Genomic DNA, 20,729 nt, shown 5'->3' on the forward strand with positions numbered 1-20,729 from the left:
GTCCGACTCATGGGCCGTGATACTCATTGGAAATGCCTAGATTGTGGACGGTGTCTTGGTACAACGAATCGAAGGGAGTACCCCCACTGTGAAGGAACTGTTTACAACCCAAACAAGTATCACCCAGATGATGGTTCGAACTTGCAGACTAACGAACGTTATCCAGGAGGGCTCGCTGTCGTCTTCGACAGCACGAGGTGTAATATTTCCATACTCCCGAAACAACTCAAGGATTCGGCCGTCAGAGGGGCGTCATCCACTCTGCACTGTGTCACATATTCAACTGGTGAGAAGCCGGTACCCAGTAGGGTTCAAAATGGTACTATTCGTCGGCACCGCCGTTTGTCTCAGCGGGAGGTGAGAAGTCCCTGAGACTCGATTGACCGTTCTCCTCGTTTTGGAGAGAGTCTTTCACGCGAGTTTGCTCAAGCTTGGATTGGACCTGGAGCAGCTTCCCGATTCGGTGCCGATCAAAGACGAACTCCCCATCAGCGTTCTGAGAACACCCTCCAATCTTTTCCAAGAACCGCAATGCGTCTGTGGCTTTCTCTAGTGGAACCTCTCTATGGCGATATCGTTCAATCACGTCCGAAGGTGTGACTTTGAGCCGGTCATCCTTACCAAGGTTATTCAGGACAAAGTCATGGGCAATCGAGTAGGCAAGAATCTCCCGGTTTGCATTCTCCGTCAAGTAGACCTTCTTGTCGACTAGCCTCGGAAGCTGAATACCTGTCCGAAGCATTGCTTCAAGACCATCATCTTCGAGCTCCCCTTCCTCATGCTTGAGGGCCTCGCCTTTGTCTTGTGAGAGAACAGTACAGTGCTGACTCAGCTCATCGAGTGCTTCCGTACACCCTGAAGACGTTCGACAACCATCGATGAAGTCGGTGTAGTAGACAATGATCGGCTCAACGTTGCTCAGGTCATTCGGGTCTACCCCTTGGCCACTGAACTCAGCGTCACGAAGAAATTCAACCACGTTCTCATAGCTCAGTTCGTTACACCGCTCCATCTGGCGAATATCTCGACCGTTGATATTCCCACCCGACTTGATTTCCACAAGCAGAGCCGTCTCACCGTTGAACAGCACGAAGTCGGGGCCGACCTCCAGTTGCTGGCGGCTATCGGTGATTGTGACGAAACTCCCAACCAGACGGTATCCGAGGTCAAACAGCGCATCAGAGCCGGACAGGCCGTCGAATGAGCTGAAAAAGAGATTATATGAGTCGACTTCGCGTTGTTGTTTGACCCACTGTTCTGTCATTCTACACCTTCAACTTCCGGGAGTTCTTTTCGAGCGTGTACGTCGAATCGAACTCCTCGAAGACTAAGCTACAGAAGTCACGGAACGAAGTGGACGTTGTCGCCTCCTTCGCGTGGAGATGGATATCTTCAGCCTCGACCGTGATCTCAAACGGTTCACTAGTGTCCTTGTCGAAGACGAGGTAGTTCCCGTGCTCCCAGACTGAATACTCGTACCTCCGTTTGTGGTCTAAGACGCGTTCTTCAAGGAAGTCCGCAGTGTCTTGGTCCAGAGTGTACTCTTCTGAGTCGTCGATCAGTCTTAGTGTGGTTCCACCCTCGATGGTGAAGCCGTCTTTGAACGACTCTCGAATCGGTTTGTGTTCGATCTTGTAATTCTGCTGGTCGTGCGACTCAAACCCTTTCGATAGCTCTTCTAAGGTCTGTCTTCCGCGCTCTTCTGAGCCGGGTCGGACACTGGAGAACGTGAAGTGACCTTCTTGAGCAACCGAGCTTCGGATGGCCGCATCGGGACTGTTTCGTTGCTTGAATTCGAGCCTCGTCGGCTTCGCATCGAAGACGTTCTCGACTTTTTGCAGGTCCTCGTCAGTACCGCCGTGGAACCGAATACTCGCGCGCTTGTCCGTTTTGTACGAGTGGTACTTTGCAGTGAAGCCGGAAACTGAAGTCCCGTATAATTCCTCGACGATCTCTTCTAAGTCGGACGGTGTGAGGAACACCCGCTCTAGAGATGGGAGGTACTGGAGCAGCTTCTCAACCGTTTTCTTCGTCCACTTCCGGCGTTCGGCAGTGATTACTCGGAGGTAGTCTCCGTCATCGATGAAGACGAATTGGTCGGTGCGTGCCCGTTTCGGCGTGTCGATTTCGACATATGACACGTCCTCGCCGAGGCGTTCTTCGTGGAAGTTGTGCTCAGTGATGTATCTCTGAATGTAGTCTGAGAGGCCTTCTGTCTCGGCTAGCCTCTCGATCTCGGTATTCAGCGACCCTAATTTGAACCCGTGGTTGTTTGCGAGGAATATCTTGACCTGCGTCTTCCGCTGGCCGCGTTCTTCCTCGTGTTTTATCTCTTCATCTGTCCGGGTGACGTACTCGATAAACATCGAGACGATCTCCTCGGTATTCCCGGACAGTTGGCTGGGTTCGAATTTCATGTCACACGTTCCTCTATACGATGGATGTACTGGAAGAGTATTCAGACTACGGAATTTAAAGTTTACCGATGGGTCTGAATTTCCTCCTGTCACATTTGGAGTCGGGATTTAATCCCGCAAGGGTTCGTCTGTAACGACGTCGTGTTCTTGGGCAGGATACGCTTTCACGTCGCTTCAACCCAACTAGGGTTCGTCTGTAACCGTGAGAAAGGTTTTACTAGTTATTGGCAACACATGATATGGCATCTTTTGGCCCCCCGGGCCTTTGGTATCGACCTCATCCATGGACAGATCCGTCTGCGATTGCCATTGGATATCCACAACGCTCTCAAAATAAACAGACATCAATTGAAACGAGATGTGTCTTGACTCGGTTACAGTGGCTGCGTCCTCGAACGAACCGGTGACAGTCACGGAGAGTCACAGCCGGTAATGGCACCCTCGATCTTGTACCTCGGTCGCTGAACTGGGTGAAGAAAGTCGATTCAGCAGATGTGTGGGATCTCAGCGGAATTTCCGTCGACCCCCCGGTGAAGAGGGTTCTTGTGGGTCGACGGAAACTGTTGAGCGGGAGCAGTGTGTAGAATGTTGAGAACCCTACGCCGGGCAGACCTGCCTCGGATATCAAACCCGTCCTGTACTTTCTTGTTCGCTCGCTCCGAGCGAATACTTGATGGAAACACGTCAGGACGCCGTCGATACTTTCGATTCGTTCCGGCAGTTCATCGGTCTCGAACGCGACGTATTCGTCCTCTCCTTGGCGATGTTCGCGTTCAGCCTGTCGTTTCAGATGACCGGACGGTATATCCCCGAATACCTCCGGGTTCTCGGGTCTGGCGCGACTGTCGTCGGATTGTACGGCAGTGTGGGAAACCTCATCGGCGCGCTCTATCCCTACCCGGGCGGGGCACTCTCCGATAGGCTCGGGTCGCGCCTCTCACTCACGCTGTTCGGAACGCTCTCTTCCGCTGGGTTTCTTCTCTGGTTCGTCGCTCCTGAGGTTCCGCCGGTGACGCTTGCGGGCGTCTCGCTCGACCCGTGGATTTGGATATTTGTCGGCCTCTTTCTCACGCAGGCGTGGAAGTCGTTCGGCTTGGGTGCGACGTTCGCTATCGTCAAGCAGAGCGTTCCGCCCGAGCGGTTGGCGATGGGCTTTGCGAGCACCGAGATATTCCGGCGAATCGGGTTCCTCCTTGGGCCACTCATCGCGGCCGCGTTGTTGGCAGTGACGGCGAACTTCGTTGACGGGTTCCAGTACGTCCTCGTCGTCGCTGCGGCCTTCGGTATCGTCGCAACGATTGCGCAGCACTTCCTCTACGACGCCGACGAAGATTCGATTGGAAAGTCGTTCGAAGGCTTCGCGCAACTTCGCGACGACCTCCAGTCGCTTCCCGAGACGCTCCGGCCGCTTCTCATTGCCGACACACTCATCCGGTTTGCAAACGGCATGGTGTACGTCTTCTTCGTCATCGTCGTCACCGACTTCCTCAAAGTCGGATTCACGGGTTTCGGCGTCTCGCTTCGGCCGGATGCCTTCTTCGGAATCTTGCTCGGCGTCGAGATGGTCGTTGCGCTCTTGACGAAACTCCCCGTCTCGAAACTCGCCGAGCGGACCGGTCTCAAACCGGTTGTCGGACTCGGTTTTTCCGTTTACGCCATCTTCCCCGTCCTTCTCATCTTCGCGCCACGTAACCAGTGGGTACTCGTCGCGCTCTTTGCCTTCTCGGGGCTCCGTTTCGCTGGTCTCCCGGCCCACAAAGCGCTCATCGTCGGTCCGGCCGAGCGAAATGCCGGTGGCCGCGTAACTGGGGCCTACTACCTGATTCGAAACACGGTGGTCATCCCGAGTGCGGCACTCGGCGGCTGGCTCTATGCGAACGACCCGACTGTCGCATTCTCTGTCGCGTCGCTCGTCGGTATCGCCGGAGTTGGCTACTTCGCACTTCGCGGAAAAGAGTTCGAGGCGTACGCGAGCGGGGCGTAGTCTCCTCTCCGGAGCGCTCCCGCCTGTGGATGCGTTCTCACTTGTTGGAACGTATTTCCCTCAGTTAGGCCGTATCAGTTGAACTTCGTAGTAGTACATTTCTTCGAGGTCATCTTCGAACACGAGGTGGATGAGTGCTTTCTCATCGGCAGCGATGTTGTTCGTCACGTCGGTATCTTCGCTGATGAGTTCTCCCTCTTCATCGTACACTTGGCCAACGACTTCTATCCGCCCGATACTCGATGTGGTCTTGACCGAGAGACCAACGTTGTAGGTACCTTTCTTCTCGTCGACCGTCGCGTAGTTCTGCCACGACTTGGCGGACAGAAAGTCAGACGAGACGATGACACCTGGAATGTCTCCTTTCAGCAGGAGTGTTCCAACGACCTCGGGGTCGTCGTCGTCGCGTTCGAAGTCGATTCGGTCTTCCGGCGGTACGGGGGTCGGTTCTGGAGTTGACTCGGGCGTGGACGTTGTATTAGTCGCCGGTTCAGAGGTTTCCTTCACCGGTTCTTTGGTGCTGTCTGCGCCACCGCTGTTCTGTTCTCCGTCCGATTGGGGGGTGTCTCCCCCGAGACATCCGGAGACGAGCACGATTCCCGCTCCGACGCTGCTGAGGAACTTGCGCCTGTCCATGAATGTTGTATCTTCATATGTATACTAATTTATGATTGTCCTGAATATCAGACGTTAATGGCCTCGTGAATGTAATTTGGAGGTTATGATGTGTATTACGATAGTAGTACGAGTTGTGATAGGTTAGCCAATAGAATCGCTGACACTCGCTGATGATGCTTGGGGAAAATCCGTCGCAGTCACGTATATTCAGCACACTTGTCGGCGGGAATAACTCCGTGCGGAGGCTGTGTGCAACTCACGAGATCCACACAAAGATTCAACTTACTAAAAATACATCTTTGTTCATGAATATTGGGATACTCGGTGCTGGTCGACTCGGCGGAACGCTGTCCCAACTGTTTGTCGAGGCAGGCCACGAGGTCGCCGTCGCGAACGCGAGTGGTCCCGAGTCTATGGAGGACCTGTCTGAGGTACTTGGGCCGCAACTCCACACGGTGCCCCCGGTTCGTGCGATTCAGTTCGGCGATGTCGTTTTCCTCGCGATTCCCTTCAGAAAGCGTGACTCGCTTCCCGATGCCCATCACTTCGCAGAGAAGGTAGTCGTCGACGCGATGAATCCGTACACGGAGAACTTCCACGTGATGGACCTCGGCGATGACACCTCGTCAGAACTCGTCGCAGCACAACTCCCGGATGCAACGGTAGTCAAGGCGTTCAACACGATACACTGGGAGACACTTCGCGACTTCGGGCATCCCGAACTGCCGGAGTCGGAGCGAATCGCTATCTTCCTTGCAGGCGACGACCCGGATGCCAAGGTAGTCGTTGCCGACCTGATACGCGACCTCGGATTTGGCCCGGTCGATGTCGGTGGTCTCGTCTCCGGAGGTGAACTGTTGGAACCCGGCTCTGCGTTGTATAAACGCGAGATATCGACGGAAGAAGCTCGCAAGACCGTGCGAAGGCTGCGTGCTCAGTAAGGAAACCCGCCGCCCGGCAAATACCACATAATTATTAGTTGTGTATTCACCACACTACATCTAAACCAGTTGGAACTCGTGACTTTCACGAAATAGAACTGTTCACAAATAGCATGGATTTAAGAGCCGCCATCCCAGAACGATGGATGTCAGGCACCATGATGGCACAGACGAAACGATGGAAGAATTCACGCGTAACGTACGACGAGGCTACCGGGGCATACCGAGTCGACCGCGATACTGGAGAACCACTGAGTACGAATGTGGTCTTAAGTGTTGCAGCAATTGAGGGTGTTCAGCCAACACATCTCCCACCACTCGCCAACACTATCGACCCAGATGCGCTCGACTCCTTGTTTGGTTGTTCGAACGATGCAATCCTCTCCTTTTCTTATGCCGGGTACCGAGTTACGCTCGATGCAATCGGTTCCCTCGAAGTGGTCCCCGTCGGCAACCCCCAGACCCTCCAGTAACTCCACCGCTGCGTAGCGAGCCGACGCTCACTTCGATACTACTCACGTCGAGGAGTGCCATATGATCAGTACTGGTATCGCGGCCCTCGTTCTCTGGAGCATGTCATGGAATCGTCCCCAAGGAATTGGGTTCACCCCGACCTTCAGCGAATCGGCTGTTAGATAGTGTGTGCTATCTATCGTGCGTCGCTCAAACGAGCAGCCCCGTACCCGATGAGGACCCCTACCGAGATGACAACCAAATCAGAATCCACAGTCACCACGCCAAACAGGCTCAGATAGTTGCTGAGGAGGAAGAATACGAATCCGAGTATAACTGCCCCAAAGAGCGATACGAGGTCTTTTGTCTGAATTGTAGACATTACCTCACGGAACTCCTGTCTACAATAAGTACTTTCCTTGCCACTTACCGTTCATTTGTCAGTAATGGGCGTCGGAGAACGGTTTTCTGACGCCCTAACGTCTCTTAAGTGGGAACTCCCGCTCGTTTTCGTTTCTCCCCGATTTCCGAGTAAGCCGCTACGGGTTCGCAGTAGGCACTGCCTGAACGGGTTCGTCTGACAGTAGGCGATGTATACCAAAACGTCCTGTGAACCTCTCTCACAGTATGTTCGGAACGAGTGGAATTCGAGGTCCGGTTGGCCGAACCGTGACCGCCGAACTTGCCCTCCGAATCGGCCGTGCGGTCGGGTGTGATACCCGAACGGTCGTTGTCGGCCAAGACGCTCGGCTCAGTGGCGATGTCCTCGCAGACGCGGTTAGCGCGGGTGTTCGCGAGTGCGGTTCGGATGTCGTCCGACTCGGTGTCGCCTCGACACCGACTATCGCCCGCGCTGTCGGTTGGTCGGGAGCGGACGCGGGCATCGGAATCACCGCGTCACACAACCCCGCCTCGGACAACGGTTTGAAGCTCTGGACGCCGAGTGGCCGTGCCTTCGACAGAGCACAGACCCGGGATATCGTCCATCGGCTCAACCGAGATGAGATTTCACTCGTTAATTGGGACGAACTCGGCGAGGAGCGCACTTGGCCCGACGCACCGGCCCGCCACGTCGACCATCTCGTCTCGTCGTTCGACTCCTTCGACGACGTTTCCGTCGTGTTCGACCTCGGAAACGGAACCGGTCGCGTCTCGGTCGATGCGCTCTACGCGCTCGGAGCGACGGTCAACACCATCGATGGGCAAGCAGACGGTCGATTCCCCGCTCGAAAAAGCGAGCCGAACGCCGAGACGCTCACGGCACTCAGCAGAACTGTCCCTGCCCTCGACGCGGATGTCGGCCTTGCGCACGACGGTGACGCAGACAGATTAGTCGCTGTCGACGAGACTGGTGAGTACGTTTCCGGAGACGCGCTGCTCGCGTTGTTCGCGCGTGATGTCGTCTCAGCGGGCGACGCTATTGCCGTGCCCATCGACACGAGTCTACTCGTTCAGGACGTTATCGAGAGTATTGGCGGGTGTGTCACCTACACGCCGGTCGGGGACGTACACGTCGCCGAGACAGTCGCAGAACCGGGATACGTCTTCGGGGGCGAACCCTCTGGAGCGTGGATTTGGCCCGACGAGACACTCGCTCCAGATGCTCACTACGCGGCGCTCAAACTCACAGAACTCGTTGCACGGTACGGCCCGCTCTCCGAACAGGTCGCTTCGCTCGGGCAATCGAAGTACGCCACTCGACGCACGAGCATCACGTTCGAGAACAAACAGCAGGCGATGGACCGCATCGCCCGTAACATCCACGCCAGATACGACGAGGTCGACACCACCGACGGAATCCGCGTGGACACCAAAGACGGCTGGTTCCTCGTCCGAGCCAGCGGCACCGAACCGGTCGTTCGCATCACCGCGGAAGCACGCGACGCGGCCGACGCGGACCGCCTCTTCGAGGACATTCGCTCACTCGTTGAGGGTGCTCGTATCGTCGTCTAAGTCCTCGTTTTGTTCAAACTGTTGTTAGTGTGCGTGTCTTACGCGACCGGGCATTCTCACTGTTTAAGTCCGCTGAGGCTCAGTGCAACACGAACGACCGATGCCCGACGATATCCGTCCCGGCGACCAGTCGGCTGACCTGCTCACGCGACGTGCAGCGACGAAAGCGTTCTCTCTCGGTACACTCGCAACACTCGCGGGATGTCTCGGTACGTCCTCCGAGACGAAGCCCGACCCTGTTGACCTCTCGGGCCAGAAGGAAGACGACCAGGGCGGGATGGTCATCGGCCTTCACGCCGGCCCAAACGGGCAGATATTCTATCGTGATTCGTCCCCCGAAGGTCACGATAATCCAGCGTGGTTCCACACCCTGAGTATGGGCATGTTCCCGTACTACTTCGAGCACCAACAGCAGGGCTGGGAGGCAACTGCCATCTACGTGACGGACTACTCGGTCGTCGAGTACGAACTCACCGAAGAGGAAGGAGACACGTTCATTTCTACACACACCGGTGCAGACACCTTCGGTAACGCCCGGGAAATGACGTACGTCGTCGGCAGCGAGGTTCTCGGCGGAATGGGGAAAGACCTGATTCCGTTCTCGTCGAGCGCGGACGCCGACGCATTTATCGACGAACACGGCGGTTCGACCGTCACGTTCGACGACGTGACCAGCTCGTGGCTAAGCGGCTATATGCGCTCGTAGACTGCTGCTCTGTCTCCTTGTTCGGAAACTTCGCATTTTTAGTCACTGCGCTACCGCTCTTTTCTACTGTTTTTCCCGCCAGAAAACGAGTTACCGAACGGCCGTTCTCAGAACGCGTCGTTGGGAATCCGGACCCCGTCGACGTACACCGACACCGCATCGGTCGACTGGAAGTTGGTGATGTCGCCAGCGAAGTGATAGCTCCGCGAGTCCTCGTCGACGGTTCCCTCGGCGGCGGGTCCAACTGTTCCGGTTGTACTGAGCGCGCCGTTCGAATGGAGGGGAGAAATCTCTCCGCTCACCGTTACCTCGAACGAAGAGAGCGAACCAGTTCCTGCGACGACGAGTGTATGCGCGTCGTCGTCAGGGGCTGATTCATCGGGTTGTTCCGTTGCCGAGCCGACTCCAGCGACACCTGCGAGTGCGCCTGCAGCTGTCACCGACCCGCACAGGGCGAGGTACTTGCGTCTGCCGACAGTGTCGTCAGTCGTGTTCTCTGGGTCCTGCTCGGTGGACCGTTCACTTACCATGTCTCAGTGGTTGCGGATTAACTCCATAAATGTTGCGATAATTACATTAGTAGGGATGTGTGAATATCAATTTAGTATACTACTTGGGTCGTTACAGTCCCGTTTTTCGGTGATTCAGAACCATTCGCATGAACACTCAAAACCGGCGGACAGCTTCGTATTATCGGATAATTAATCAAATTTTTATGACCGTGTTAATGAGAATCGTTCGTAGTAATACGTATAGTCTAGATATTGAAATATTCGGTGCTTTTGTATTGTATTGGTTATTGATAAGTATCGTTAACTGTATCGTGGACTTTACCGAAGCCGGTGTTCTGATCTGTGTTCTGACTGGTGTTCTGGCCTGTTTTATGGCTTTTACTGCCACTCGCGTTGTGGCATCGTGGCCCGTCTCGTAGGCACTTCCGGGAATCGAGCTGAGAAGATAGGACACACCGATACGAGAGGGACGAATTGATGAGATAATCCGAGTCGGGCAAACTGGATTTGTTGTTTCGGGTGGACTTCCCGACTAGTCGTCTGTTGGTGTGGTTCGCTGAGTTGTCCATTGAGTTCACCCGGCGTCGCGTACGATGTATACATTGATGGCTGATTTCCCCAGTGAATTGCTCTAGAGAGATGATTCTGCCAGCGAACAGTCCGGACACGAAGGTGCCGTCCTGTCTCCTCTTGTTCGCTGGCTGAGGTATACACAGGCGGACCAACCTGCGACTGCAAATGAGACCGCAGTGAGTGTTGTGGCTCCCAGCACCGAACTGTTCGTTTCCGTCGGCTTCGAATGGAGGTACGAGCGTGTCACTCACGCTCCCTCACTGCTCGAACCGCTTTTGACTTCCTGCTGAATCCGTCTGTCCGGCTCAGCCCAGGAACTCGACGTGTTGGTTTTCCCAGTCTCGACGTTTGATAATGGATTCTCGGCCCTTCTCGGACATCTCGTAGAAATTCGTTCGACGGTCGTGTTGGCCCTTGTTGACGTAACCCTCTTCTACGAGCGCGTCGAGGTTCGGGTACAGCCGACCGTGATTCACCTCCCCTACGTCTTTGCTGATCATCTCTTTGACCTCTTGGCCGGATGGCCGTTCGGAACCGGCGATGACGTACAGTAGGTCGCGCTGGAAGCCAGTCAATTCGAACATATAGTCTCGAATCTAAGTATCGCCGCCATCCGGTATTGTTAGCCACCTCTATACTGAATATTTGTCTTCCTTATTACCGAATTTACGAGTTTTATCGTGATTTTCGCTAAAGACTTTTGTTGGAACTGCTTCGGTGAGTAATCATCACCAGTATCGAGATAAATTCGGGCATCTGACTGTCCGCCGGGTATCGAAAATTCTGTGAACGTGAGCTTAAATCTCGCGGGTAAGTAGTTCAAAGCCTCTTGGAAACGTCACGATAACAAAGGTTGTCTGTGGTGTACTACGGCGTAACCGGAGCTGGTCCACTCGCGTGACGTGCGCATGACCGCCCGCACACGACGATGACAACACTATCAAAAGACGAGTTATTTCGCATCCTCAGCAACTCCCGGCGGAGGCAAATACTCTATTTCCTCCACCGTGCGGGTGAACCGCTCTCGTTGAAAGAACTCGCTGCGATGGTTGCAGCGAGAGAAAACGAGACCGCAGTCGAAGACGTGACCGACGAGGAGCGCCAGCGAGTGTACATCTCGTTATACCAGACGCATCTTCCAAAACTCGAAACTGCCGAGTTAATCGACTACGACGAAGAAGAACGAACCGTCGAACTCGTCGCGAGCGTCGCAAAACAGGGGTTTTTCTGGATGCAACCTGAGTCCCGCTATCCGTGGAACCGCTACTACGCCATTCTCGGTGTGCTTGGGTGGGTGCTGATTCTCGGTTTCTGGGCTGGCATCCCGGGGTTCGCGCTTCTTTCGTGGAGTCTTATCGCGGTGCTCGTCTCGACCGTGCTGTTACTTATGGTCCTTGTTCAGTATCTGTTGGAAGAACGAGCTGGGATGACGTCTGGCGCATTCGAAACTCTGGTTGAGTGACATTTTATTTTGACCGATTGAGAAGATAGACATGGAGACCGCACATTCTCATATAATGACAATCAAATATCAACACAACTATCTGGGGACTGTTCAATATTATAACAACTCTCCCCTGACAGAGCGGTAAGATAGTCGTAACTGATGTATTTCGCCGTTTTGAAGCTCGTAGCCATTCTCTCGGAAAATGTTGAATTTCAGCACCAGTGCTGATTGTTACGGCTTGTTTACTCGCAGAATTTGCAGCCTACTCCCCGGACAAATCAGTGTGTGAGATTGTCAAACAAGTATATATCCCTGTTTAACCTATTATATCGCTGACCCTCTCGATTTGGGACGCGCCTGGTGGGGCGAACCCAACGTTGTGGTCTGTGCCGGACACACGGCTTGTGCCGGACATACTGTGGTCATCCCTCGATAGACCACGGGTAACGGTCGCGAACACGCGACTACACAGTGGGGGGAGGAAGGAACAATGGTTACCGATTCACTACAGACTGACACCGAAGTCGTCGATCAGACGCCGCAAGAACAGCTCGAAGAGATAACTGGTGGGGTGCGCGAAGTTTCCGAACAATCCGAGACTGAGGCCCTCTCGAAAGACGTGGTCTTCGAGATTTTGAAAAATCAACGACGACGTGACGCCCTCAGATTCCTGAAAGCAAACGACGGTGAAGCGAAGCTCGGTGACATGGCCGAGTTCATCGCAGCGAAGGAAAACGACATCGAGATTAAAGCACTCTCGTCGAGTCAACGAAAGCGCGTGTATATCGGTCTGTATCAGTGCCATCTCCCGAAGATGGACTCGTCCGGTATCGTCGACTTCGATAAGAATCGCGGCGACATCACGCTTCTCGAAACTGCGAAACAACTCGACCAGTATCTCGACGGCGATATTGTCACCATGCAGGAACAGTCAGACCAGTCCGCGGGTCTCATCTCGTCGTCAAAGCGAAACCTAACCATCGCCGCTGGCGTTGCCGCGACTGTCTCGGCAGGATTGCTTGGCATTCCCGGCCTCGAACAGGTCCCTACCGCAGGATGGGCTGTCTTGAGTACTGCGACACTCATGGCTATCACCGCGATGGAGTCGTACAAAGACAAACTCCACGTGTGAGCCGCCTGCGCACCTGACGGTTCGGGCACTTCATCGCCAAACTCCGTTTTTTGACGACTTCGTCGCTAGCTGTATCCCGTCCGTTCGACTCCCCAACAATTAACGCTCTCCGAACCATCGCCGCTTCTGATTTCACTATATTCACTCTCTGCGAGTGATTCACATTTGTTTCCTTAATTTGAACCCGGATTCTAGAATTGTCCGTATAACAATCCCCATCGCCCGCCCTGTCTCTCCTATGACTTACTCACGTCCACGGTCACGTTTCGAGCACGTCTCTGGGTCGGGAGGGGGCCGATGAACGACCGCGTCACCGAGGCAGTCGTTCTTGCGGCCGGTGAAGGGCGGCGGCTCCGGCCGCTGACCACCTTCCAGCCGAAGCCGATGCTCCCGGTTGCGAACCGCCCGGTCGTAGAGTACGTCCTTGACTCGCTTTTCGAGTGCGGCATCGAACACGTGGTCGTCGTCGTCGGCCACCGTGCCGACCGCATCCAGACACACCTGTCTGCGACGTATCCCGACGCCGACATCGACTTCGTCCAGCAGGACTCCAGACTCGGAAGTGGACACGCACTCCTGCAAGCTGACACCCAACTCGACGGTCCGTTCGTGGTCTGCAACGGCGACAACGTCGTCAACGCTGACATCGTCTCGAAGGTGCTCGAACGCTTCTCGATGACCAACTCGGTTGCGACGGTCGCTGTCGCCCAGTCCGACACGCCCGAAGAGTACGGCGTTGTAGTCGAAGACAACGGCCGAATATCCGATATCGACGAACACGCCGTCGACAGCGAGAGTTACCTCGTCAACGCCGGTGTCTACGTTTTCGACACGACCGTCTTCGATGCACTCCGGCGTATTCCGCCACAAGACGGCGAGATACGACTACCGGAGGTCGTACAGTACCTCGACAGTCCCGTTACGTCTGTTCTCGTCAGCAGCGGTTGGCTCGACCCCTCACACCCGTGGGGACTTCTCTCCGTCACTGAGTCGCTTCTTGCGCGCCGGCACGCGTCGGTGATAGCGGATTCCGCGCGGATTCACGGGCGCGCACTTGTCGAAGAACCAGTCATCGTCGGTGACGACTGCGATGTCGGGCCGGGCGCAGTCATCAGCGCCGGGTCGTGCCTCCAGAACAACGTCACCGTCGGTGCGAACACCGTCATCGAGCGGTCCATTCTCTCGACTGACGCCCGAATCGGCGCTGGTGTCGTCCTCCGCGACTCCGTCGTCGGTCCCGGCGCACACGTCGGTGATGGCGTTATCTCGCCGGGCGGGCAGGCAGATGTTATCCTCGAAGGGCGACTCTACACTGACCGCCGCCTCGGGAGCATCATTGGCGACCGCGCCGAAGTCGGTGCGAACGTCACGCTCACACCGGGGAGCCGCGTCGGTGCTGAGGCTGTCGTCGGAGAGGGAACGGTCTTACACGGCGATGTCCGCGAGCGCGTGGAGGTGACGCACTAATGTGCGGAATTACCGCTTGCATCGGAACCGACGACTCCGTCGATTCGCTGGTCGATGGACTTCGCCGCCTAGAGTACCGTGGCTACGATTCTGCCGGTGTCGCCGTAAAGAACCCCGCCGGTATCTCGCTGACAAAGCGTGTCGGCGAAGTCTCGGAACTCGTGGCAGCCGTCGAACAGAACCCGATTTCCGGCGACTACGGTATCGGACACACGCGTTGGGCGACCCACGGCGGCGTCACCGACGACAATGCACACCCCCACACCGACGAGGCGGAGCGCATCGCCGTCGTCCACAACGGTATTATCTCGAACTTCCAGTCGCTTCGAAGCGAGTTGGAAGCACGAGGACACACCTTCAGCAGCGAGACCGACACCGAGGTCGTCCCACATCTCATCGAGGAGAACCTGCGAGACGGCGCGACACCAGAGGAAGCCTTCCGCGCTGCGGTTGGCAGCCTCTCGGGAAGCTATGCGCTCGCGGCAATCATCGAAGACGAGCAGGCGATTTTCGCGACGCGGTCCGGTTCGCCGCTCGTCCTCGGCGTCGGCGACGGTGAGTACTATCTCGCAAGCGACGTGCCAGCGTTCATCCAGCACACGGAGCGCGTCGTCTATCTCCACGATGGCGACTTCGTCGTTGTCACTCCCGATGGGTACGACATCACCGACTCTGCCGGTCGGGCAGTCGACCGCCCGGTCGAGTACGTCGAATGGGACCCGGAGACGGCGACGAAGGGTGGCTACGAACACTACATGTACAAGGAAATTAACGAGCAACCCGGCGCGCTCCGCCGCACCACACAGGGGCGGTTGAACACGCACACAGGCGGTGTCGAACTCGAAGAGTTCTCTCCGGAATTCTTCGCCGATGTCGAGCAGGTTCACCTCATCGCGATGGGCACGTCCCACCACGCCGGGATGTACGCGGCGTCGCTCCTCAATTCGCGCGGTATCCCCGCACACGCGTTCATGTCGGGGGAATACTCCGTCATCAAACCGCCGGTGACGGACGACACGCTGGTTATCGCGGTCAGTCAGTCGGGTGAGACGGCGGACACCCTCGATGCCGTCCGCCGTGCGCGCGCGGCGGGTGCGCGAACGCTCGCAGTCACCAACGTCGTCGGGTCCTCGATAACCCGCGAGTGCGATGACGAGTTGCTCATCCGCGCCGGTCCGGAAATCGGCGTCGCGGCGACCAAGACGTTCTCTTCACAGGTAACGGCGCTCACGCTTCTCACCGAGCGTATCGTCGAGGATTTGTTGGGTACGAAATCCAGCGATGCGCGCAACTTGATGGAGGCTCTGTCTCGACTCCCCGGTGACGTACAGGAGGTACTCGATACCTCCACCGCCAGAGAAATCGCAATCGAATACGAGGGCAGCGACGCGTACTTCTTCATTGGACGGGGAGTCGCCCACCCGGTTGCGCTGGAAGGGGCGCTGAAGTTCAAAGAAATCTCGTACGAACACGCGGAGGGATTCGCGGCATCGGAACTCAAACACGGCCCGCTCGCGTTAGTCACGCCGCTCTCGCCGGTGTTCGCTATCTTCACCGGCCACGAGGACGAGGCGACGCTGAGCAACGTCAAGGAGGTTCAGGCGCGCGGTGCGCCCGTCATCGCTGTTACGAGTGACCAGTCCGGAGAGGTACCCGAGTTCGCCGACCACGTGCTCTCGATTCCCGAAACGCACCCCGATATCGCGGGCGTCCTCGCGAACGTACAACTCCAACTCGTAGCGTACCATTCGGCGAAGCTACTCGAACGGTCGATAGACAAGCCTCGTAACCTCGCGAAGTGCGTCACCGTCGAGTGACGTGTGCGCGGCGGAACGAGAGCAGCTTGTGATTATTTCGTCATACTTATCGACAATTTTCCATCTTTTGATTCGGTTGGCGCTCACTAACACGGGGGAGCCTGCCGATTTCGACGGTCGGGTGATTTACATCCCAATCATAGAAATTCTGGATATACGATATTAATACCTAGACTGTAGGCACCGATTACATATCCCTTGGCCACGTCTGATACTATGCGATGACTCGACGCGACCTCGTGGACGATGTTCTCACATCGTCTGACGAGCCAGACGGTCCACTGACGGACGGGGCCGAAGACACCACCCAGCAATCGGGTACCGACGTTCCACCAGAGGCGTCGGACGACGAACTTCTCGATGCGCTCGGAGACGATGTTTCTCGGGACGTACTCGTGTCGTGTAATCGTGCCCCGATGACCGCCGAAGAGCTTGCAGAGAACTGTGACGTCTCCGAGTCAACGATTTATCGCCGACTGGAGTCGCTTTCGAACCTCGGACTCATCGAGCGCACACAGCGTGTCGACGCTCCGAGTAAAACGTGCTACGAGACAGTCATCGATGGGTTGTCGATTCACGTCGGCGACAGCCTCCGGGTCGAACCGGGGTCGAGTAACTACGTCGTCGACGCGATGCGAACGCTCCTCGCGGCGATAGATGTACAGCAACTCGCGTACGACCGCGAGCAAAACTGCGTCGACGCTCGATTCGAACTGGAGCCGCATCTCCTCGATGCGTTGGTCGAACTGTACATTAGAGACTCCCCCTCACGCGACCAGTGACAGGTGGTGTCCGTCGCCCGACTACGTTCTGTTCTTTGTACCTCCGCCGTGCCGACCCCCGACTATTCTCGCCACGACTCGTCGACTTCACCGAGGACGAGACTCAGTGCTTCCTCGGCGCACCCACTAGCGATTAGGTCCCACGCCGTCTCGGCAGTGACCGGGTCGATGAACTGGGATGCCTCGAGTCCGGCGACGATGCTGGGGACCTCGCGGGCGAACCAGGTATCGACTCCCTCGTCATTGACGCTTTCATCGACCTCGTCGGTGTTGGCTTCCCTGTCCCTAACGCTCTCGTCTACCCGTTTGGTGTTGACTCCCCCGTCGCTGATTTTCTCACCTACCCGTTCGATGTGGATTTTCTCGTCGCTGATCTCCGTATCTACTCCTTTGGCGTTGACCCTCCCATCGCTGACTCCCTCATCGTTGACTCCCTCATCGCTGACTCCCTCGCCGACCCGCTCTGTATACTGCCGGAGTCGGTCGTAGTCGGAAATCATACCCGTGGTACGGCCCGAACGCTCATAGTTAAGAATCAGCGTTCTGGGGTAACGCCGTCCTTACAAACAGGAAGACAACTCGATTCTGGATTTCAGCTCCTATTATCGAGTCTGATGGCGCTGGTGAGTTCGAGCGGATACGATGGCGTTTCGCCCCGAACGACAACCCTACTGATTCGGACCCGTCCAGAAATACTACCGTACTGTACTCACGTACTACGTACTGTATTCACGTCGACTTTTGTCATCCTGTACTGACGGGTGTTGCCACGATAGTACTGCTCCACAGCTCTTGTGACAGAATCAATCTGGATAACTGGGCGAGAATACTTAGGAGCCGTCGGGCGAAATCGGGTCGTATGGTAGACGGAATCCTCCTCGACCCCTCACAACTGAAAGGGAAAGTCAAGGGTGGCCGCGCCGGGGCCGAGATTGCCGGTATGACCTACATCGGATACGAAATCGCGGTCACTTCACACAGTATCCACGTCTATGGAGACAACTGTAACGCCGACATCCAAGACGAGGAGTATCGCTATCTCGTCCTTCCGTTCGACTCGGTTCGGGCTATCGAGATGAAAGACCTGTCCGACCGTGGCCGGTGCATCGTGGTATACGGACTCGATGACGACCTTATCTTCTACTCGGAGAACCAAAAGAGCCTCTCGAAGAATCTCAAACGTGTGTTTCTCCTGCTTTCGAAATTGCTCGCCTGATATCTCGGATGCTCGTATTTCGGATGCTAACGAGATGCTTTGACGGTAGTTTGCCATCATGGAGCGGTTTAATGCCGATTTACACTCACGAAATACCCTCGTCTCAGGTAACATTCCAAAAGCTGGTGTCCTACCCAAACTGCTAAAGTCGATGGGCTTCCACAACAGCGTATGCCCACTGATACGAACACTGACGACGCGCCGTGTCCCATCATCGACTCCATCAAGCAAATCGGGTCACAGTGGCGTCTGATCGTCCTCTACGACCTTCGGGAGGATGAAAAGCGATTCAACGAACTGAAGCGTTCCACCGGTGCCAGTTCGCGGACGCTCTCTCGCGTTCTCGACGACCTCCAAGAGACCGGCTTCGTCAACCGCCGTCTGGAGGAAGACGCTCCGGTCGCGACGTACTACTCGCTTACCGACAAGGGCGTCTCGCTTTGTCCGGTGTTCGACGAGATAGAACAGTGGGCGGCCGAGTGGCTCGAAACCGACGAACAGCCCGCAGAACCCGAGGCTGCCGAGTCGGCTGCCTAACGGGCGCAATTCTCGCAGAACCTCAGACTTCGACGTCCGACTGTCGCGTTCCAGCCTTAGACTTCCAGCGCCTCGGTATCAGCCGTATCGAAGATTGTTTCGTGAACGTCCGCGATAGTGACCGAGTCGAGTTCGTCGAGCATCGCTTGAATCGCGGGTTCGAGCAGTTCACCGAGGACCGGTTGGATGTACTCGCCAACCGTGCATTCGTCGTTTGGTTCGTTTGTGTGGAAACAGAACGGTTCACCGTCTTCCACCGCCTCGTAGATATTTCGTAGCGTGATTTCCTCGGGGTCACGTGCGAGCGTGAATCCTCCCGTTGGACCGCGCTTGGAATCGACGAGATTCGCCTCTCGAAGCGAGCAAAGGAGCTGTCGGATAACGACCGGGTTCGTGTTGACGCTCCAGGCGAGACGGTCGGAAGACAGCCGTTCGTCGCTCCGCACCGCCAGGTTCGTCAGCACGTGCGTCGCGACGACGAATCGGCTGCTGTTCGACATACACTCTGATTCGGTCTACGGGCATTTTAGATTTCACGGTGAGGCAATCGGGCGCTCCACGTACGACGGATGTGTGGCTATTCCATTTCCACTCTACTGGAGTGGTTCAATCTTCGAAACTCTGTGCTGAATTCTGACTGTCCGTGTGTTTGTGGGCAAACCGCGTACTTCAAAAGTGTAAGAATATTGAATGCCTGAGCTAACGAGTTCAGTTCTCGTCGGTTCCGTCGGGAGTGCCCATCTCGTGGGTGTTGTCGATACGGTCGTACAGGACCGTTTCGCCGGGCTCGACCGCCCCGCCAGTTGGAAGGCGGACGCCAGCGTTCAACGACGAGTTGATTCCGGTCTTCACCTCATCGCCGAGCACGACGCCGTACTTTCGGCGACCCGAGGAGACGAGTTCGCCTTTGAGCATCTGTCGGACCGGTTCACCGTCGTGGCGGAGGTTGGCGACCTTCGTTCCCGCGCCGAAGTTCACGTCGCGGCCGAGAATGCTGTCGCCGACGTACGATAGGTGGCCGATTGTTGCGCCCTTCATCAGCACGCTGTTTTTGACCTCGACAGCGTGGCCGACTGTCGTGTTCTCGCCGACGAGGGTGTATCCTCGAACGTAGGCGTTCGGACCGATTGTGGCCCCACTGCGGACGAGTACAGGCCCTTCTATGACGACTCCCGCCCGAACCGTCGCGCCTTCCTCCACGACGACTGTGTCAGTGAGTTCAGCGTTCTCAGCTACGTCGCCGTCGATTCGGCTCTCGCGGTCGCATCTGCTTCCGAGTCCTGAGAGTTTCCACTCGTTTGCTTCGAGTAACTCCCACGGTCGACCGACATCTAACCAGCGGTCGAACGCGACGCCTCGAACGTCGTACTGCTCGCAGGTTGCTGCGAGTACGTCGGTCAGTTCGAGTTCACCACGGTCGCTTTCGGCCACGTCGAGCCATTCGTGTGCCGCTGCGGGGAAGACGTACGCACCGGCGTTGATGAGGTTTGACGGCGGATATTCCGGTTTCTCGACGACACCGGTAACAAAGCCGTCGTCGTCCGTTTCGAGGACGCCATACGAACTCGGATTGTCGACGCTGTACGAGCCGACTGCAGGCGTCTTTTCGTACAGCGTCGTCAACGACGGCACGTCGTAGAGGGCGTCGCCGTTGAGGACGACGAAAGACTCGTCTGAGTCCAGTTGTGACGCTGCGGCACGAACGGCATCGGCGGTCCCGCGCTGTTCCGCCTGCACGGCAAACTCAATCGGAACCCCGTCGCGTTCGGCACCGAAATACGAGCGAACGTCGTCGGCTTCGTACCCGACGACGAGCGTGATAGTCGTTGCTCCTGCATCGATGGCGGCGTCGGTGGTGTGTGCAACGAGTGGCTTCTCAGCGACGGGGAGCATCGGCTTGGGTCGGCGGTCCGTCAGTGGGGCCATTCGGGTTCCACGACCGGCGGCGAGAATGACTGTTTGCATGCCTCTCTGACGGTTTTCGTGAAGGAAATCTCTTCTGTCGGAGAAGCGGGGTATTCGAGGACCAGTCGGGCGGCGACGCTGTGGGGAATGCCTCTGAATCCACCTACCGTTACCGACGCGCAATCGAGCGGCCGGTAAGGCAACAAAGTGTCCCGTTCTCCGCGAGAAAACGCTTACGAAGTTCGTGGCTTTTTCGATACTTAAATGAT

At 56.3% G+C, this 20,729-nt stretch carries 20 protein-coding genes; 12 read left to right on the forward strand and 8 right to left on the reverse strand.

All coding sequences use genetic code 11. The features are described 5' to 3' along the window. Positions 1 to 322: 322 nt before the first annotated feature. Both HFX_RS18110 and HFX_RS18115 read right to left on the reverse strand, forming a co-directional pair. A complete protein-coding gene (locus tag HFX_RS18110; protein WP_004060835.1) occupies positions 323 to 1,264 on the reverse strand; it encodes a hypothetical protein in 942 nt (313 codons plus the stop codon). Position 1,265: 1 nt separating this feature from the next. After that, positions 1,266 to 2,417 carry a hypothetical protein gene (locus HFX_RS18115; protein ID WP_004060834.1) on the reverse strand — a complete coding sequence of 384 codons (1,152 nt, stop codon included), beginning with the start codon at positions 2,415 to 2,417 and terminating at the stop codon, positions 1,266 to 1,268. A gap of 673 nt (positions 2,418 to 3,090) precedes the next feature. On the opposite strand from HFX_RS18115, the gene HFX_RS18125 reads away from it, so the two are divergent. Beyond that, complete coding sequence (locus tag HFX_RS18125; protein ID WP_004060833.1) at positions 3,091 to 4,401, forward strand: MFS transporter; 1,311 nt, start codon at positions 3,091 to 3,093, stop codon at positions 4,399 to 4,401. 60 nt (positions 4,402 to 4,461) lie between these two features. On the opposite strand, the gene HFX_RS18130 is transcribed toward HFX_RS18125, so the two are convergent. Then, complete coding sequence (locus tag HFX_RS18130; protein ID WP_004060832.1) at positions 4,462 to 5,037, reverse strand: hypothetical protein; 576 nt, start codon at positions 5,035 to 5,037, stop codon at positions 4,462 to 4,464. Positions 5,038 to 5,324: 287 nt separating this feature from the next. Here HFX_RS18130 and HFX_RS18135 point away from each other — a divergent pair, with 287 nt between their 5' ends. The 4 genes from HFX_RS18135 to HFX_RS18155 all read left to right on the forward strand — a co-directional run bounded on the left by HFX_RS18135 (position 5,325) and on the right by HFX_RS18155 (position 9,072). Further along, positions 5,325 to 5,960: an NADPH-dependent F420 reductase gene (locus HFX_RS18135; protein WP_004060831.1), complete on the forward strand. Its 636-nt coding sequence runs from the start codon at positions 5,325 to 5,327 to the stop codon at positions 5,958 to 5,960. A gap of 158 nt (positions 5,961 to 6,118) precedes the next feature. Beyond that, positions 6,119 to 6,433 (forward strand): HalOD1 output domain-containing protein, encoded by a 315-nt coding sequence (locus HFX_RS18140; protein WP_004060830.1) that lies wholly within the window; start codon positions 6,119 to 6,121, stop codon positions 6,431 to 6,433. Positions 6,434 to 7,040: 607 nt separating this feature from the next. Beyond that, entirely contained in the window at positions 7,041 to 8,366 is a 1,326-nt protein-coding gene (glmM, locus tag HFX_RS18150; RefSeq protein ID WP_004060828.1) for a phosphoglucosamine mutase, read from the forward strand. Positions 8,367 to 8,466: 100 nt separating this feature from the next. After that, complete coding sequence (locus HFX_RS18155) at positions 8,467 to 9,072, forward strand: nitrous oxide reductase accessory protein NosL (protein WP_004060827.1); 606 nt, start codon at positions 8,467 to 8,469, stop codon at positions 9,070 to 9,072. A gap of 107 nt (positions 9,073 to 9,179) precedes the next feature. On the opposite strand, the gene HFX_RS18160 is transcribed toward HFX_RS18155, so the two are convergent. After that, complete coding sequence (locus HFX_RS18160; RefSeq protein WP_004060826.1) at positions 9,180 to 9,602, reverse strand: hypothetical protein; 423 nt, start codon at positions 9,600 to 9,602, stop codon at positions 9,180 to 9,182. A gap of 860 nt (positions 9,603 to 10,462) precedes the next feature. Continuing rightward, positions 10,463 to 10,741, reverse strand: a complete 279-nt coding sequence (locus HFX_RS18165; RefSeq protein WP_004060825.1) for a PadR family transcriptional regulator — start codon at positions 10,739 to 10,741, stop codon at positions 10,463 to 10,465. 344 nt (positions 10,742 to 11,085) lie between these two features. On the opposite strand from HFX_RS18165, the gene HFX_RS18170 reads away from it, so the two are divergent. The 5 genes from HFX_RS18170 to HFX_RS18190 all read left to right on the forward strand — a co-directional run bounded on the left by HFX_RS18170 (position 11,086) and on the right by HFX_RS18190 (position 16,802). After that, positions 11,086 to 11,619: a DUF7344 domain-containing protein gene (locus HFX_RS18170; RefSeq protein WP_014732814.1), complete on the forward strand. Its 534-nt coding sequence runs from the start codon at positions 11,086 to 11,088 to the stop codon at positions 11,617 to 11,619. 475 nt (positions 11,620 to 12,094) lie between these two features. After that, positions 12,095 to 12,736 (forward strand): DUF7344 domain-containing protein, encoded by a 642-nt coding sequence (locus HFX_RS18175; protein ID WP_004060823.1) that lies wholly within the window; start codon positions 12,095 to 12,097, stop codon positions 12,734 to 12,736. Positions 12,737 to 13,033: 297 nt separating this feature from the next. Continuing rightward, positions 13,034 to 14,203, forward strand: coding sequence for a sugar phosphate nucleotidyltransferase (locus tag HFX_RS18180; RefSeq protein ID WP_004060822.1), 1,170 nt, complete (start codon positions 13,034 to 13,036; stop codon positions 14,201 to 14,203). Then, positions 14,203 to 16,020: a glutamine--fructose-6-phosphate transaminase (isomerizing) gene (gene glmS / locus HFX_RS18185; protein WP_004060821.1), complete on the forward strand. Its 1,818-nt coding sequence runs from the start codon at positions 14,203 to 14,205 to the stop codon at positions 16,018 to 16,020. The genes HFX_RS18180 and glmS overlap by 1 nt, the downstream gene beginning before the upstream one ends. Before the next feature lie 221 nt (positions 16,021 to 16,241). Next, positions 16,242 to 16,802, forward strand: coding sequence for an ArsR/SmtB family transcription factor (locus tag HFX_RS18190; RefSeq protein ID WP_004060820.1), 561 nt, complete (start codon positions 16,242 to 16,244; stop codon positions 16,800 to 16,802). 62 nt (positions 16,803 to 16,864) lie between these two features. Here HFX_RS18190 and HFX_RS18195 read toward each other — a convergent pair whose 3' ends face one another. After that, positions 16,865 to 17,302 carry a hypothetical protein gene (locus HFX_RS18195; RefSeq protein WP_004060819.1) on the reverse strand — a complete coding sequence of 146 codons (438 nt, stop codon included), beginning with the start codon at positions 17,300 to 17,302 and terminating at the stop codon, positions 16,865 to 16,867. 359 nt (positions 17,303 to 17,661) lie between these two features. Between HFX_RS18195 and HFX_RS18200 the strand changes: the two genes are divergently transcribed. Further along, entirely contained in the window at positions 17,662 to 18,018 is a 357-nt protein-coding gene (locus tag HFX_RS18200; RefSeq protein WP_004060818.1) for a hypothetical protein, read from the forward strand. Between the two features lie 171 nt (positions 18,019 to 18,189). Further along, on the forward strand, positions 18,190 to 18,555 hold the full coding sequence (locus tag HFX_RS18205) for a winged helix-turn-helix transcriptional regulator (RefSeq protein WP_004060817.1): 366 nt from the start codon (positions 18,190 to 18,192) through the stop codon (positions 18,553 to 18,555). Positions 18,556 to 18,611: 56 nt separating this feature from the next. Here HFX_RS18205 and HFX_RS18210 read toward each other — a convergent pair whose 3' ends face one another. Together HFX_RS18210 and glmU are read right to left on the reverse strand one after the other, a co-directional pair. Further along, entirely contained in the window at positions 18,612 to 19,055 is a 444-nt protein-coding gene (locus HFX_RS18210; RefSeq protein WP_004060816.1) for an Rrf2 family transcriptional regulator, read from the reverse strand. Between the two features lie 208 nt (positions 19,056 to 19,263). Then, entirely contained in the window at positions 19,264 to 20,520 is a 1,257-nt protein-coding gene (gene glmU, locus HFX_RS18215; RefSeq protein ID WP_004060815.1) for a bifunctional sugar-1-phosphate nucleotidylyltransferase/acetyltransferase, read from the reverse strand. Positions 20,521 to 20,729: the final 209 nt, after the last annotated feature.

It is taken from the genome of Haloferax mediterranei ATCC 33500, from assembly GCF_000306765.2.
GTDB classification, from domain to species: domain Archaea; phylum Halobacteriota; class Halobacteria; order Halobacteriales; family Haloferacaceae; genus Haloferax; species Haloferax mediterranei.

What these genes read in the sequence shown, in the direction of transcription:
- HFX_RS18200 (WP_004060818.1), top strand. Translation starts at nt 17,662, where the DNA reads ATGGTAGACGGAATCCTCCTCGACCCCTCACAACTGAAAGGGAAAGTC.
- HFX_RS18210 (WP_004060816.1), bottom strand. Translation starts at nt 19,055, where the DNA reads ATGTCGAACAGCAGCCGATTCGTCGTCGCGACGCACGTGCTGACGAAC.
- HFX_RS18125 (WP_004060833.1), top strand. Translation starts at nt 3,091, where the DNA reads ATGGAAACACGTCAGGACGCCGTCGATACTTTCGATTCGTTCCGGCAG.
- HFX_RS18195 (WP_004060819.1), bottom strand. Translation starts at nt 17,302, where the DNA reads ATGATTTCCGACTACGACCGACTCCGGCAGTATACAGAGCGGGTCGGC.
- HFX_RS18190 (WP_004060820.1), top strand. Translation starts at nt 16,242, where the DNA reads ATGACTCGACGCGACCTCGTGGACGATGTTCTCACATCGTCTGACGAG.
- glmM (WP_004060828.1), top strand. Translation starts at nt 7,041, where the DNA reads ATGTTCGGAACGAGTGGAATTCGAGGTCCGGTTGGCCGAACCGTGACC.
- glmS (WP_004060821.1), top strand. Translation starts at nt 14,203, where the DNA reads ATGTGCGGAATTACCGCTTGCATCGGAACCGACGACTCCGTCGATTCG.
- HFX_RS18130 (WP_004060832.1), bottom strand. Translation starts at nt 5,037, where the DNA reads ATGGACAGGCGCAAGTTCCTCAGCAGCGTCGGAGCGGGAATCGTGCTC.
- HFX_RS18165 (WP_004060825.1), bottom strand. Translation starts at nt 10,741, where the DNA reads ATGTTCGAATTGACTGGCTTCCAGCGCGACCTACTGTACGTCATCGCC.
- HFX_RS18110 (WP_004060835.1), bottom strand. Translation starts at nt 1,264, where the DNA reads ATGACAGAACAGTGGGTCAAACAACAACGCGAAGTCGACTCATATAAT.
- HFX_RS18135 (WP_004060831.1), top strand. Translation starts at nt 5,325, where the DNA reads ATGAATATTGGGATACTCGGTGCTGGTCGACTCGGCGGAACGCTGTCC.
- HFX_RS18140 (WP_004060830.1), top strand. Translation starts at nt 6,119, where the DNA reads ATGATGGCACAGACGAAACGATGGAAGAATTCACGCGTAACGTACGAC.
- HFX_RS18115 (WP_004060834.1), bottom strand. Translation starts at nt 2,417, where the DNA reads ATGAAATTCGAACCCAGCCAACTGTCCGGGAATACCGAGGAGATCGTC.
- HFX_RS18155 (WP_004060827.1), top strand. Translation starts at nt 8,467, where the DNA reads ATGCCCGACGATATCCGTCCCGGCGACCAGTCGGCTGACCTGCTCACG.
- HFX_RS18175 (WP_004060823.1), top strand. Translation starts at nt 12,095, where the DNA reads ATGGTTACCGATTCACTACAGACTGACACCGAAGTCGTCGATCAGACG.
- glmU (WP_004060815.1), bottom strand. Translation starts at nt 20,520, where the DNA reads ATGCAAACAGTCATTCTCGCCGCCGGTCGTGGAACCCGAATGGCCCCA.
- HFX_RS18180 (WP_004060822.1), top strand. Translation starts at nt 13,034, where the DNA reads ATGAACGACCGCGTCACCGAGGCAGTCGTTCTTGCGGCCGGTGAAGGG.
- HFX_RS18170 (WP_014732814.1), top strand. Translation starts at nt 11,086, where the DNA reads ATGACAACACTATCAAAAGACGAGTTATTTCGCATCCTCAGCAACTCC.
- HFX_RS18160 (WP_004060826.1), bottom strand. Translation starts at nt 9,602, where the DNA reads ATGGTAAGTGAACGGTCCACCGAGCAGGACCCAGAGAACACGACTGAC.
- HFX_RS18205 (WP_004060817.1), top strand. Translation starts at nt 18,190, where the DNA reads ATGCCCACTGATACGAACACTGACGACGCGCCGTGTCCCATCATCGAC.